Annotated in this window: 14 protein-coding genes; 8 read left to right on the top strand and 6 right to left on the bottom strand. The window is 72.1% G+C overall.

All coding sequences use genetic code 11. From position 1 onward, the window contains the following. The first annotated feature begins 13 nt into the window (after nucleotides 1–13). Nucleotides 14–1,510, top strand: a complete 1,497-nt coding sequence (locus HQQ79_RS02085; protein ID WP_071245841.1) for an LCP family protein — start codon at nucleotides 14–16, stop codon at nucleotides 1,508–1,510. Between the two features lie 38 nt (nucleotides 1,511–1,548). After that, nucleotides 1,549–2,331, top strand: coding sequence for an endonuclease/exonuclease/phosphatase family protein (locus HQQ79_RS02080; protein ID WP_173032330.1), 783 nt, complete (start codon nucleotides 1,549–1,551; stop codon nucleotides 2,329–2,331). Between the two features lie 6 nt (nucleotides 2,332–2,337). Here HQQ79_RS02080 and HQQ79_RS02075 read toward each other — a convergent pair whose 3' ends face one another. Next, a complete protein-coding gene (locus HQQ79_RS02075; protein WP_071245844.1) occupies nucleotides 2,338–3,075 on the bottom strand; it encodes a hypothetical protein in 738 nt (245 codons plus the stop codon). Nucleotides 3,076–3,273: 198 nt separating this feature from the next. Between HQQ79_RS02075 and HQQ79_RS02070 the strand changes: the two genes are divergently transcribed. Then, nucleotides 3,274–4,200 (top strand): SDR family oxidoreductase, encoded by a 927-nt coding sequence (locus HQQ79_RS02070; protein ID WP_027467175.1) that lies wholly within the window; start codon nucleotides 3,274–3,276, stop codon nucleotides 4,198–4,200. A 150-nt stretch (nucleotides 4,201–4,350) separates the two neighbouring features. On the opposite strand, the gene HQQ79_RS02065 is transcribed toward HQQ79_RS02070, so the two are convergent. Next, on the bottom strand, nucleotides 4,351–4,668 hold the full coding sequence (locus HQQ79_RS02065; RefSeq protein WP_027467174.1) for a hypothetical protein: 318 nt from the start codon (nucleotides 4,666–4,668) through the stop codon (nucleotides 4,351–4,353). Nucleotides 4,669–4,837: 169 nt separating this feature from the next. Here HQQ79_RS02065 and HQQ79_RS02060 point away from each other — a divergent pair, with 169 nt between their 5' ends. Both HQQ79_RS02060 and HQQ79_RS02055 read left to right on the top strand, forming a co-directional pair. Next, nucleotides 4,838–5,521 carry a TetR/AcrR family transcriptional regulator gene (locus tag HQQ79_RS02060; protein ID WP_027467173.1) on the top strand — a complete coding sequence of 228 codons (684 nt, stop codon included), beginning with the start codon at nucleotides 4,838–4,840 and terminating at the stop codon, nucleotides 5,519–5,521. 91 nt (nucleotides 5,522–5,612) lie between these two features. Then, complete coding sequence (locus HQQ79_RS02055) at nucleotides 5,613–5,807, top strand: DUF2795 domain-containing protein (protein ID WP_027467172.1); 195 nt, start codon at nucleotides 5,613–5,615, stop codon at nucleotides 5,805–5,807. A 93-nt stretch (nucleotides 5,808–5,900) separates the two neighbouring features. Here the strand turns inward: HQQ79_RS02055 and HQQ79_RS02050 are convergent, their stop codons facing one another. From HQQ79_RS02050 to HQQ79_RS02040, 3 genes are all read right to left on the bottom strand, one after another. Then, a complete protein-coding gene (locus tag HQQ79_RS02050) occupies nucleotides 5,901–7,418 on the bottom strand; it encodes a threonine/serine exporter ThrE family protein (RefSeq protein ID WP_110865539.1) in 1,518 nt (505 codons plus the stop codon). A gap of 58 nt (nucleotides 7,419–7,476) precedes the next feature. Continuing rightward, on the bottom strand, nucleotides 7,477–7,731 hold the full coding sequence (locus HQQ79_RS02045) for a hypothetical protein (RefSeq protein WP_173032329.1): 255 nt from the start codon (nucleotides 7,729–7,731) through the stop codon (nucleotides 7,477–7,479). Between the two features lie 96 nt (nucleotides 7,732–7,827). Next, the gene (locus HQQ79_RS02040; protein ID WP_027467170.1) at nucleotides 7,828–8,268 is read right to left on the bottom strand and encodes an OsmC family peroxiredoxin; all 441 of its coding nucleotides are present in this window, start codon (nucleotides 8,266–8,268) and stop codon (nucleotides 7,828–7,830) included. Between the two features lie 123 nt (nucleotides 8,269–8,391). Between HQQ79_RS02040 and HQQ79_RS02035 the strand changes: the two genes are divergently transcribed. Further along, nucleotides 8,392–9,006 (top strand): DUF805 domain-containing protein, encoded by a 615-nt coding sequence (locus HQQ79_RS02035; protein WP_173032328.1) that lies wholly within the window; start codon nucleotides 8,392–8,394, stop codon nucleotides 9,004–9,006. Nucleotides 9,007–9,028: 22 nt separating this feature from the next. Beyond that, on the top strand, nucleotides 9,029–10,072 hold the full coding sequence (locus HQQ79_RS02030; protein WP_173032327.1) for an NAD(P)-dependent alcohol dehydrogenase: 1,044 nt from the start codon (nucleotides 9,029–9,031) through the stop codon (nucleotides 10,070–10,072). Nucleotides 10,073–10,177: 105 nt separating this feature from the next. On the opposite strand, the gene HQQ79_RS02025 is transcribed toward HQQ79_RS02030, so the two are convergent. Beyond that, the gene (locus tag HQQ79_RS02025) at nucleotides 10,178–11,983 is read right to left on the bottom strand and encodes a gamma-glutamyltransferase family protein (protein ID WP_216852216.1); all 1,806 of its coding nucleotides are present in this window, start codon (nucleotides 11,981–11,983) and stop codon (nucleotides 10,178–10,180) included. 323 nt (nucleotides 11,984–12,306) lie between these two features. On the opposite strand from HQQ79_RS02025, the gene HQQ79_RS02020 reads away from it, so the two are divergent. Continuing rightward, nucleotides 12,307–13,497, top strand: coding sequence for a peptidoglycan DD-metalloendopeptidase family protein (locus HQQ79_RS02020; RefSeq protein WP_173032325.1), 1,191 nt, complete (start codon nucleotides 12,307–12,309; stop codon nucleotides 13,495–13,497). Nucleotides 13,498–13,533: the final 36 nt, after the last annotated feature.

Here is a 13,533-nt window from a genome sequence, read left to right as displayed (position 1 = left end):
TTATGGTTTCCCGGTGAGCAACGAACCCGAGCAGACGACCGAGCCCGCACACCGCGGTGCCGCGACGCCGCGCCACGGGCGCCAGAAGCGACGGGCCGGCGTCGTGTTCCCCGCGGTGGCGGGCGTGCTCACCATGGCCCTCCTGCTGTGCGGCGGGTACGCGGCGTACGCGTACCACCAGCTGTCCGACGGCGTCACGATCGTCAACGCGATCACCGGCGGCAAGGACAAGAAGGACGACGTCGACGGCACGGCGCAGAACATCCTGCTCGTCGGCGACGACCACCGACCGGACAACGCCACCCCGGAGCAGCTCGCCGAGCTCAGCACCGAGGAGGACGGTGGCGCGACGAACACCGACACGATGATCGTGCTGCACATCAACGCCGACGGCAGCCAGGCGACGATGATCTCGTTCCCCCGCGACTCGTACGTGGACATCCCCGACGTCGGCAAGGGCAAGCTCAACAGCGCGTTCTACTACGGCACGCTCAACGGCGGTGGGGACACCGGCGGTGCGAAGATGCTCATCAAGACCATCGAGAACCTGAGCGGGCTGCAGATCGACCACTACGTCCGGGTCTCGCTGCTCGGTTTCTACCAGGTCGTGAAGGAACTCGGGCCGGTGGAGGTGTGCCTCAACCAAGCCGCGAACGATCCGTTCTCCGGGGTGAACCTGCCGGCGGGCAAGTCCTCGCTGGACGCGAAGGAGGCGTTGTCCTTCGTGCGACAGCGCCACGGGCTGCCGAACGGTGACCTGGACCGCAACATCCGGCAGCAGTACTTCCTGTCCCAGGAGGCCCGGAAGGTCACGTCGGCGGGCACGCTGCTCAACCCGGTGAAGATGGGCAACATCCTGCAGGCCGTCGGGGGATCGATCCAGACCGACACCAACCTGATCGACCTCGCGTCGCAGATGGCGAACCTCCGGCCCGCGAACATCCAGTCGGCCACGATCCCGACCCTCGGGACCCCGACGATCTCCGTCAACGGATCGCCGCTCTCCATCGTCGAGGTGGACACCGTCGGTCTGCCGGCCTTCGTGCAGGGTCTGGTCGGTGAGCCCGAGGCCTACACCGCTGCCGGTCCGGCGCAACCGGCGAACACGTCGGTCACCGTGCTGAACGGCAGCGGCGTGCAGGGAGCGGCCACCGCCGCCGGTCAGGTCCTGACGGCTCGCGGCTTCCAGGTCGCACCGGCCGGGTCCTCGCCCACCACGAAGGTCACGCAGGTGCAGTACCCGGCCGGCCAGGAGTCGCAGGCGAAGGCCGTCGCGGCCGTCGTGCCGGGTGCCGTCGCCGTCCGGACCAACACGGTCACCGGCGTCACACTGGTGCTCGGCACCGACGGCAAGACCGCGAAGCCGGTCGCGACCGAGCCGAGCGCGGCCCCCTCGACGCCGGCGGACACCGGCTCGGGCTCGAAGCCGGCGGAGCAGCCCGCGAAGGAACCGTCGCCGAAGTCGACCGACGTGCACAACTACGGCACCGAGGGCACCTGCATCAACTGATGGGAACCGGCCAGGCGGGGCGTCGGTAGGTTCGTGGAGTGACCAGCGCCGCACGCCCGATCGTCCTGATGACCTACAACATCAAGAACCCGGACCCCGCGCACGACTGGCCGGCCCGCCTGCCGGTCGTGCTCGACGTGATCCGCCGGCACGACCCCGACCTGCTCTGCGTGCAGGAGGCGTTCGGGCACCAGATGGACGACCTGCGCGCCGGGCTGCCCGACCACGCCGACGTCGGGCAGGGGCGCGAGGGCGGCGATGCCGGGGAGCACGCCGCCGTCTTCTACCGCCGCGACCGGTTCCGCCCGTCGGACGAGGGATCGTTCTGGCTGTCGGACACCCCGGACGAGCCGGTCTCGAACACCTGGGGCAGCCTGTACCCGCGGATCGCGAACCACGCCCGGTTCCTCGACGCCGAGGGGCCCGCGTTCACCCTGCTCACCACCCACCTCGACCACGAGCCCGGACCCCACGGTGACGAGGTCCGGGGCCGGAGCGCCGCCCTGATCGTGGAACGGCTCGCCGGGGACACCGGTCCGGTCGTCTTCGCGGGCGACTGCAACGAGCCCGCGGGGAGCGGCACCGCGTCGAGGGTGTTCTCGGAGGCCGGGTTCGCCGATGCCTGGCTGACCGCGGGGGATCCGTCCGACCGGACCGCGACGTTCAACGACTGGCAGCCGCCGGTCGACTCCGGGGAACGGATCGACTGGGTGCTCACCCGCGGCGTCAGCGGCGTGGACCGCGTCGTGATCGACCACGACGGCCCGGAGACCTGGTTCGCCAGCGACCACTTCCCGGTGGTGGCGACCCTGCGCGTCTGACCCGCGTCAGCAGCTCCGGCGTGCGTGGACGGGCATCGGGGACCCGATCACCGTGACCGTCGTGTCGTTCGTCAGTGCGGACACCCCGTTCGTGCCGGCGTCCGTGGCGTCCTGGGCGTCGTCGTCCGTCGCGGGCGCCGCATCCCAGCCCTGCCGCAGCAGGAGCTGCCAGGCGCGGGAGTCGTCGGAGCCGTAGGACACCCGGTGCGACCGGGGTGCGTCGGCGATCTGCTCGTCCAGGTCGTCGCCCACCTGGACGCCGTCGGGGCCGGTCAACTCGATCCGGGCACCCGAGCGGCTGCGCACCGAGTCACGCAGGATCCGGACCTCGACGGCGTTGCCCGCTCGGGCGTCGGAGCGCAGGGCGGCCACGCGGAGGGCGCCGCCCCAGGTGTACGTGGTGCTGGCGGGGAAGCACGCCCCGCCGTCGCCCTCGGCAGTCTGTGTGCGCGAGGGGGTGCCGAGCAGGCGGTTCAGCACGCTCACGGTGAGTCCGGAGTCGCGCATCGAGGACTTCACCACGGTGTCGTCGCCGTTCCGGAGCACCAGGGCTTCGGCGTCGAGCTCGATCGAGTCCACCCGGCGGAGTTCCGCCTTCGTCACGTGCACCGGAGCGGCGTCGTGCGAGGTCTCGGCGGCCACGGCGACGTCCGCCCCGAGCCCGGTGGTGCCGTCGAACGCGAGCGCACCGGCCGAGAAGGCCAGCACGGCGGCGCCGAGCGCCAGCAGGGTCCGAGGAGTCACCGTTCGACGGTAGGGCCTCGACCGGGACAGAACGACAGGTGTTACCGAATCGGAGCCTGCCCGTCACCGGACCGTGACAAACGAGGATCACGCACCTGCGGCCCTGGAACGGGGCGGCCGGCGGGCGCAGGCCGCTCCGCGCAACGGGGGACAGCCTCCTGGACGGCCCGCAGCGACCCCCTGCGTACCGTCGGCGACATGACGGACCAGCAGAACGACCAGACCGGGCCTGACCAGTACGTGATGCAGGACCCCACGAAGATGTACGCCGACAAGAAGCCCGACGAGCAGTACCTCGAGGGTGCCGGCACCGACGCGGAGATGGCGCAGAACGTCCCCGCCGACCACGGTGAGGACACCTACCGCGGCTCGGGTCGTCTGACCGGCCGCAAGGCGCTCGTCACCGGTGGCGACTCCGGCATCGGTGCCGCCGTCGCCATCGCCTACGCCCGCGAGGGTGCGGACGTCGCGATCTCGTACCTGCCCGAGGAGCAGGAGGACGCCGACCGCATCGTCGGGCTCATCGAGGCCGCCGGTCGCAAGGCCGTGGCGCTGCCGGGTGACATCACCTCGCTCGAGGTCTGCGAGCAGCTCGTGGCCGACGCGGTCGAGCAGCTCGGTGGCCTCGACATCCTGGTGAACAACGCCGGCAAGCAGCAGAACGTCGACGACATCACCAAGATCTCCGACGAGGAGTTCGACGAGACCTTCAAGACGAACGCCTACGCGACGTTCCGCATCACGAAGGCCGCCGTGCCGCACCTGCAGCCCGGCTCCACGATCATCAACACGACGTCGATCCAGGCGTACGCCCCGTCGCCGCACCTGGTGCACTACGCGGCCACGAAGGCGACCGTGAACAACCTGGCGAAGGGCCTGGCGGCGCAGCTGGCGCCGAAGGGGATCCGCGTCAACGCGGTCGCCCCCGGCCCGATCTGGACGCCGCTGCAGCCGGCCGGCGGCCAGCCGCCGGAGGCGCTGCCGAGCGCGGGCGAGCAGACCTACCTGGGTCGCTGGGGGCAGCCCGCCGAGCTCGCGCCGGCCTACGTGTTCCTGGCGAGCGGGGAGTCGTCGTACGTCGTGGGCGAGACGCTGCACGTCGACGGCGGGATGCCGACGCCGTAGGGCTCCTGCCCCTGACGGGGACCTGACGGGAGGCGCGGCGCCGGCGGGCACCGCGCCTCCCGTCGTCCGTGTGGTCGGGTCGACGGCTCCTGGTCGCGTCGACTGCTCCTGGTCACGTCGCCGGGTCCGCTCCGGATCCGGCCCGTGGCGTCAGCAGCTGACGGAGCGAGCCATCCGCTCGAGGAGCTCGCGTGCCGACATCGCGGCGGCCAGCTCGACCTCGACGGGGTTGATGCCGATGGCCTGCTCGAAGGCGCGACGGCGGGCCTGGTCGGCGATCGGCACCTCGGGGCGCTGGGGCAGCACGGCGATGGCTCGCGCCGCCGCCTCGAACGCACCGGCGGGACGGCCGAGCTGTTCCCACATGGCCCGGACGTCGTGCGCCACCTGATCGGGGTCGCCGCCGAACTCGAAGCCGGTCGAGGCCATGGTCGCGAGTCCCTGGGCAGTGGGGTCGTTCGGGGTCATGCCGGCATGGTCGCACGGACGGCCGCGAACCGGCTCGACGTCGTGGTCTGTCCCCCCTTGTGCCGACACCCGTACCGGGGATTCTGGTGTCCCCCGTTCTGCGTTTGGATGGAGGTGCCCCGGACCCGGGGTGACACGGACAGGACGTCCGGGGACGACGGAGGGCACGATGCTCGAACACACCAGCGCCGACACGCAGGCCGCGGCGGCCGCGGCGGCCACGCTGCACCTGCGGATCACGATCGTGGGTGCCACCGTCGACCTGCTCCGGGACGTCCCCTTCCACGAAGCCCGGCCGGTGCAGGTCGCCGAGCGGATGGGCATCAGCGTCGCCGAGCTGGAGCAGCACTTCCCGTCGTGGGACGGCCTGGTCCTCGCCGCGCTCGACCGCTGGAACGGCGCCCGGATGGACGAGGTCACGCACGAGGTCGGTGATGGCTCGACCGTGGACCTGCTCCGCGCGATCGTCGCCTCGAACGCCGAGGACCCGGCCCTGATGCGCCTGCTCGTCGCCCTGCTGTCCGTCGCGGGCAACCCGGCGCACCCGATGGCGACCTACCTGCGGTCGCGGTACCAGCTCTTCTTCGCGCAGATCAAGCGCGGCCTGGAGCACGACGTCGCGATCGGCCGTGCCCCGCACACGATGGACCCCCGCCGCGGCGCCGAGCAGCTCATCGCCCTGTACGAGGGGCTGCAGCTGCAGGCCCTGCTGCGCGCCGAGCTCGACCTGGTGGCTGCGTTCGACCGCGCGGTCGCCCGGCTCGAGCGTGGCTGGATGGAGCGGTACGAGCCGCAGGCCGCCCGCCGTCTGGCGATGTGGGACGACGACGACTCGGGCAGCTGGGAGATCTGACCGGCGGTTCATCCGCGGAGCGCGTTCTCCGCGCCGTCGTGCAGCGCCCCGCGGGTACTCCGGGAGGCGCAACCTGACGGAAGGAACCGACATGGCAGCACCGAACCCCATCCAGGTCCAGAAGTACCTGAGCGGCATCGACTACCCGGCGTCCAAGGACGACGTGGTCTCGACGGCCGAGCAGGAGGGCGCCCCGGACGACGTCCTCGAGGCGCTCCGCGCGATCCCGGACGGCGAGTACGACGCCCCGACCGCGGTGTCGAGCGCGGTCTCCGACGCCGGCTGAGCGCGGCACGCCCACTCGGTGAGCAGAAGCGGTCGGGTGCGTGCGTCGCACCCGACCGCTTCTGCTCACGAAGCGCAGCTCACGAAGCGCAGCTCACGAAGTGCCGCCGGAGCGCGACCCGCGGGGCACCGACCCGTCGCCGGGGTCGTACCCGGTGTCACGGATGACACGCAGTGCCGTGGTGTCGTTGTGGACCGAGTGCACGACGACCCGACGCGTCCGGCGGAGCGCTCGACGGGCACCGGGCGTCGCGAAGAGCCCGCCGAGCACCAGGCCCGCACCGATCCCGAGTGCCACGGACACCGCCGCCACGAAGTCGAGCGCGGCGCTCGACGACCCGGACATGAAGTTCAGCAGGGCGTTCGACACGGCGACACCGGGCAGCAGCGCCCCGCAGAACGCCGGCACCGCGATCGCCGCCACGGCCGTGCGCATCCGGACGGCCGCGTAGGTCGAGAGCACCCCGAGCAGCACCGCCGCCAGGAACGTCGCACCGAGGAGCGGCAGCCCGGCCTGCCGGAGCGCCCACAGTGCGGCACCGGCGGCGACCGAGAACACCACGGCGACCGGGATCACGCGGGCGCTCGCCTGCTGCACGAAGCAGTTCGCGCCCGCCGACACCACGGTCAGTGACAGCGATGCCCAGAGCGGCAGGGTCTGCGTCACGATGCCGGACGGGTCGACCTCGATCCGCAGCCAGTGCGTCATCGCGATCCCGGCCGGCACCCCGACGACGATCGCCGCGATGACCAGCCCGATGTAGAACGCCCGGGCCACGGCCATCGCCCGGAACCCGGAGATGGCGTCCTGCGCCCAGGTCACCAGGGACGGGTGCGGCAGCAGGAGCACCACGAGCGCCGCCACCATCGTCGCCGCACCGTTCGCGTTCAGCACGCCGGCCCAGATGGCCAGCGTGCCGATCGCCGACGCCACCGCGCCCTGCGCCCCGGACACGAAGAACTGCGGGTACCCCCGGTCGGTGAGCCAGCGCCCGGAGACGATGATCCCGAGCATCAGCACGAACGCCCCGAGTCCGGCCCGCCACCCGCCTCCGGCCTGCACGGCGATCGAGATGCCGAGGATCGACAGGCCGACGTCGGACAGCCACATCGGCCACCGCGGCGGGAGGCGCAGGACGGCGACCAGGGCGCTCACCGCCGAGGTCATGTCGCGGTCATCGTGGATCAGATCGTCGACGATCTGGTTCGCCCGCGCGAGCTTGTCGAGGTCGGAGCCGTCCGACCGCACGGTGCGGACCTTGACGAGCGGCGGGACGTCGGCCGGGGCGTACTGGATGGTCACCGAGCTGCCGGAGAAGTCGAGGTCGAGCGGCGCGAGGTTCCACTTCGTCGAGACCGCGACGACGGCCGTCTCGACACTGCGGGTGTCGGCACCGGAGGCGAGCATGACCTCGGCCAGGTCGAGGCAGAAGTCGACGATCTGGGTCGCCGTGTACTGGTCGCGCCCCTTGGCGTCGGGCTCGACGTGCTCGTAGATCGTCCCGCGCAGACGGGCTCGTGCGTCGCGCAGGTCGTGCTGCGCGAGACTGCGGCGTCGTGGCCGGGGCGGGCGGCCCGGCTTGTGCGGGCCCGGGGGGTGCTGCTCGGCCATCACGCCATGGTGCCAGTCGACGGCAGCCGAGTCCGGACGTCCGCTGGACGCCTTCGGATCAGCCCCGGCGGCGCGTGCTCAGACGACCGAGGGCGAACGCCGCGACGACCGCGCCCACCAGCACGAGGACCGGTCCGACCGTCACTTGCCAGGGGCGACTCCCCGCGACGAACGCGTAGTCGGCCTCCGGCGCGAAGGCGGCGAAGCCGAACGTGAACGTCGGAGCCGTCAGCACGAACACGATCCCGACGACGACGGCCAGCAGGCCGAGCCAGAGGGCGACGAGGGTCGGGGTGGCGAGGAATCGAGGCACGGCACCCAGAGTAGGTGGACGGCGGACGGGAGGCCCGGTGCCAGCTGGCACCGGGCCTCCCGTCCGTCACGTGGCGACGGTTCCTGCTTCGCGCGCCTACTGCTCGAAGGTCGCGTGCAGCGTGATCTCGACGCCGGTCAGCGCCTTGCTGACGGGGCAGGTCGCCTTGGCGTCCTCGGCGGCCTTGAGGAAGGCCGCCTCGTCGATGCCGGAGACCTCGCCGCTGACGGTCAGGACGATGCCGGTGAGGCGGAAGCCGCCGGCCGGGTCCGGGCCGAGCGAGACGTCGGCCTTGACGTCGAGGGCCTCGACCGTGCCGCCGGCCTCGCCGAGGACCGCCGAGAACTGCATCGCGTAGCAGGCCGAGTGTGCGGCGGCGATGAGCTCCTCGGGGCTCGTGGTGCCCCCGGCGTCCTCGGCGGTGCGCTTCGGGAACGAGACGTCGTACGTGCCGACCTTCGAGCTCGAGAGTTCGACCTGGCCGGAACCGTCCTCGAGGCCGCCGTTCCAGGCGGTGCGTGCGGTGCGAGTGGGCATGCCCGCTCCTTTCGTGTGGGGGAGCGGCCCCGAACGGGACCACCGCTCCTGAGTCAATCGGAGAACGACCGTTCTCGCAACGGGCTCACGGCGAAGACGCAGGTCTGCCCTACGATCTAGCACATGGGGGACAGCCGCGTGACGGGTTTCCGCGAGTCCGTGCTCGAGCAGGGGCCGGCCGACGTGACGAACCCGGTGGTCGCCTGGCTCCGGTTCTGGACGCAGGGGTGGCGGTTCCACGGGCGGGCGAGTCGCTCGGAGTTCTGGTGGGTGGTCGCGCTCGAGCTCGCGCTGGCCGGGGCCGCACTGTGGGTCGTCGGCAGGCACGGGACCGGAGGACGGTGGGAACTGTACGTCGACCCGTTCGGAGCACTCCCGTCGCCGCGGGTCTCGTTCCACCTGGTCGACCGCGGGCAGGGGGCGTGGTTCGGCTGGGGCAGCGGTGGGCGGGACGTCTGGCCGGACGCGTGGGACCTGGTGCTGCTCGTCCCGACGATCCTGACCATCGTGCCCCGGTGGTCGCTGCTCGTGCGGCGACTGCACGACCGGGACCACAGCGGGCTGTGGATCCTGCTCCTTGTGTTCACCGGACCGCTCGGTGCGGTCGTGCTGGGTGTCATGGTGGCGCGGTCGTCGCGTCCCGGTGGGGCACGGTTCGACCGCGGACTGTTCGCGGGAGGGCGTGACCCCGAGGCAACTGGACGACACATGTCGTCCTCGACGACAGGTGTAGCGTGAAGGGCGATCAAAGGAGAGCCCCATGCGCGCCGTCGTGTTCGAGCAGTACCAGACCTTCCCGTCCCTGACCGAGGTCCCGAAGCCCGCACCCGGGCCGGGTGAGGTCCTGCTCAAGGTCGCCGGCGCCGGTGCCTGCCACTCGGACGTCGCCGTGTACCGGGAGTTCCAGCAGGGGCAGCCGGGAGCCCAGGCGCCCGCGTTCGTGCTCGGCCACGAGAACTCCGGCTGGGTCGAGGCCGTCGGCGACGGGGTCACCGGCTTCGCCGAGGGCGACGCCTACCTGGTCTACGGGCCGGTCGGCTGCGGGCACTGCTCGTACTGCTCGAAGGGGCAGGACACCTACTGCGAGAACGCCGCGACGAACCCGTACATGGGGATCGGCCTCGGGCGCGACGGCGGCATGGCGGAGTACGTGAGCGTCCCGGCACGCAACCTCGTGCCGCTCGGCGACGCCGACCCGGTCGCCGCCGCACCGCTCAGCGACGCCGCGCTCACGCCGTACCACGCGATCAAGAACTCCCTGCCGAACCTGGCCGGTGGCGGTCGCTTCGCGCTCGTCGTCGGGCTCGGTGGTCTCGGGCAGATCGCCGTGCAGATCCTGACGGCGCTCACCGGCGCCACGGTCATCGCGACCGACATGAAGCAGGACGCGATGGACCGCGCCGCCGCCCGGGGCGCGATCACCGTCCCCGGCGGCCCGGACCAGGCCCAGCGCATCCGCGAGATCACCGGCGGACGCGGCGTCGACGCGGCCTTCGACTTCGTCGGCGCCACCCCCACGATCAAGGTCGCGCAGGCGTCGATGGCGGTCGGCGGGCGGTTCACCGTCGTCGGGATCGCCGGCGGCACGACCGAGTGGAACTTCTTCGCGACGCCGTACGAGTCGACGATCACGAACACCTACTGGGGCACGATCGAGGACCTGCACGAGGTCGTCGCGATGTACCGCGCCGGCCAGATCGTCCCCGACGTCGAGCGGTACGCGCTGTCCGACGCACTCGAGGCGTACCGGAAGCTCGAGGCCGGGGAGCTCTCGGGCCGCGCGGTGGTCGTCCCGACGCTCTGAACCGGGCGTACCTGGTCGAACCGGGCGTGCCTGGTCGGAAGTTCTGACCAGGTACGCCCGATTCCACTTTCCAGCGCGGGTGCTCTGGGAAGGAACGGGCGTCGGTCAGCGTCCCGCGGCGTAGCCCTGCGCGCCCCGAGGGTTCGCGGCGGCACCGAGGATCCCGGTGTCCGGGTCGCGGGTGACGCACGACAGCCGGCCGAGGCTCCAGTCACCGCCGCGGGTCACGACGTGTCCGCGGGCCTCGAGTGCCGCGATGACCTCGTCTCCCAGGCGGTCCTCGACGACCAGGCCCGCGGGCTCCCACGTGCGCGGCCAGAACGACCCCGGGAACGACGTGGTGTGCAGCGCTGGTGCGTCGATGGCCTGCTGCGGGGAGTACCCGCCGACGATCCAGCGCAGCAGGAACAGCAGCTGCCACTGGTCCTGCTGGTCACCGCCGGGGGAACCGAGCGCGGCGACCGGCTGCCCGTCGCGGAGCACCAGGGTCGGGGTCAGCGTGGTGCGGGGGCGCTCGCCGGGCCGCAGGGTCGACGCGGTGTCCGGTTCGAGCCAGGTCATCTGCAGACGGGTGCCGAGGCAGAACCCGAGCTCGGGGATCGTCGGCGACGACTGCAGCCAGCCGCCGGACGGGGTCGCACTGACGATGTTGCCCCAGCGGTCCACGACGTCGATGTGGCACGTGTCGCCGCGGGTCTCGCCGTCGGGGGTCACGAACGGCTCGCCGCGGTCCTCGAGCGGAGCGGCCGGCGGGACCTCGGTGCCGGCCCCGGTGTCGCGGGCGACCTGCACGGTCGGTTCGCCCACCCCGACCGAACCGGCGGAGTCGTACGAGGTCCGGACCGGCGGCAGCGCGTGCTCGACCCCGGCGATCGTCCCGGGTCGGAGCTCCGCCGAGGCCCGCTCGCCGATCAGCGCACGGCGCTCGTCGGCGTAGGCGTCGGAGAGCAGGACGTCCATCGGGACCTCGCCGTCGCCGTAGAACGCCTCACGGTCGGCGAGGGCGAGCTTCTGCGCCTCGACGACCGTGTGCGCGCCGAGCTCGGTCGACGGGTCGAGCAGGACGTCGTCGAGCGGTTCCAGCAGCCGCAGGGTCTGGAGCAGCGCCGGCCCCTGGCCCCACGGCCCGGTCTTGGCGATCGTGCAGCCTCGGAACTCGGCGGTCGTCGCGGGTTCGTACGACGCGCGGAACGCCGCCAGGTCGGACGCCCGGATCACCCCCGCGTGGTCGGTGCCCGACGCGTGCCGGTGCGGTTCGCGGACGAACCGGTCGATCGTCTCGGCGACGAACCCCTCCGCCCACTCGGACCGGGCCGCATCGATGCGGCCGGTCCGGCTGCCGGCACCCGCGCCTGCGTCGACCAGCCGATCGAGCACTGCAGCGAGTGCCTCGTTGCGCACCAGGTCCCCGGGGACCGGCACCGTGCCTCCCGGCAGCCACTGCGTGGCGGACGTGGGCCAGTGCTGCTCGAACAGCTCGCGCACTGCGGTGATCGTCCGGATCACCGCAGGTGCGACCGGGTGGCCGTCGCGGGCGTACCCGATCGCGGGGCCGAGGACGTCGGCCAGCTCCCAGGTGCCGTGGTCGCGGAGCAGGAGCAGCCACGCGTCCACCGCACCGGGGACGGTGGCGGCCAGCGCGCCGGAGCCGGGGACCAGGTCGAGGCCCTCGGCGCGGTAGTGCTCCGGGGTCGCGCCCTCGGGGGCGGGGCCCTGACCGACCAGCACCGTCGGCACGGGGTTCACGGCCGTCGCGAAGACCGCCGTCAGGTCACCGCCGGGGCCGTTCAGGTGGGGCTCCACGACCTGCAGGACGAAGGCACCGGCAACGGCCGCGTCGAAGGCGTTTCCGCCACGCTCGAGCAACGACTGGGCCGTGGCCGTCGCGATCCAGTGCGTCGAGGCCGCCATCCCGAACGTGCCCTGCAGGTCCGGACGGGTGGTCTGCGCTGCGGGCGGGACGAAGGCGGGGTTCGGCGTCGGCATGCCACCATCTTGCGCGCTCCCGGCGTCCCGGCACCCGGGTGAGCGCTGCCGCAGCCTGCCGCCTCCGGCTCCTGCCCCGCCGCGTACCCCCGGAACTGGGGTTGCCCCACCGCGTCAAGGGGGTTGTTTCTCCCCCCGGAAAAGGTGACCATCGTTCGGCGGCGCGTAACCGACGTGCCGCCGAACGGTCGCGCAGGGGCGCGTCCGCCACCTGGACCGCCTCCCTGCGGTCCCAGTTCAGGGAACTCATGCGCCGCACTTCGTCGTCTTCGGCTCGCCTCCGCCCAGTCCGCGCTCGGGTCGTCGCAGCGCTCGTCGCGCTCGCCGCCGTCGCGACGGGGCTGGTGAGCACCGCCACCCCGGCCGCCGCCGCTCCGATCGTCTACACGGGCACCGTCGCCGCGGGCAAGACGCTCTGGCCGGGCGACTCGGTGACCTCGAACAACGGGCAGTTCCAGCTCGTCATGCAGGGCGACGGCAACCTCGTCGAGTACGGCATCGGTCGCAAGGTGCTCTGGGCGTCGAACACGTCCGGCAAGTCCGGGGCCTTCGCGCAGATCCGGGCGAACGGCACGCTCGCCATCGTGCACAACAACGTGCGGATCGCGCTCTGGGGCGGCGCCGGGCACGTCGGCCGGAACTTCGGGGTCCGCCCGGACGGCACGATGCGCATGATCAACACGGCCAACAAGAGCGTCGTCGAGTTCCCCACGTACCAGGACAGCGTCGCCGCGGGGAACCTCATCCTGCCGGGGACGGTCCTGCGGTCCGACCGCACCAACGCCCGGACCCTCACCATGCGCGCCGACGGAGTGCTCGCACAGGTCGTCAACGGCAAGCAGGTCTGGGCGACGAAGACCGCCGGGAATGCCGGGGCCTACGCCTCGGTGCAGGCCGACGGCAACTTCGCCGTCTACTCGGCCGCGAACAAGTGGCTCTGGTCGAGTGCCACGAGTCGTGCCGGCGGCGGACGGCTCCTCGTGCAGGTCGACGGCAACGTCGTGCTCTACGGCAAGTCCGACACCCGGGCGTGGTCGACCCGCCCCGTGACCGGGCTGCTGTGGCCGGTCGCCAGCACCAAGATCTCCGGCCGGTACGGTGACGACCGCGGCGTCGGACACGTCCCGCGCTACCACCAGGGCACCGACTCGCCCGTGGGGACCGGGACGCCCGTGTACGCCTCGGGGACCGGGACGGTCACCACCACCGTCGCGAACCACGCGTCCTACGGCAACTACGTCGTCGTCACGTACGGCAACACCACCGTCCTCACCGCGCACCTCAGCAAGATCGGCGTGAAGCAGGGGCAGATCGTGTCGAAGGGCAACGAGGTGGGCAAGTCCGGCAACACCGGGCAGTCCACCGGGGCCCACGTGCACGTCGAGGTGCGCCAGGCCGGCTCGCTCATCGACCCGCTCTCGGTGCTGCACTTCCGGTGATGCGACCGAACCGGGCGCTTCGGCTGTCAGGATCGC

Origin of the sequence: Curtobacterium sp. VKM Ac-2852 (genome assembly GCF_013205045.1) — a bacterium.
GTDB classification, from domain to species: Bacteria; Actinomycetota; Actinomycetes; order Actinomycetales; family Microbacteriaceae; genus Curtobacterium; species Curtobacterium flaccumfaciens.
This window is presented reverse-complemented; position numbering and strand designations above follow the sequence as displayed.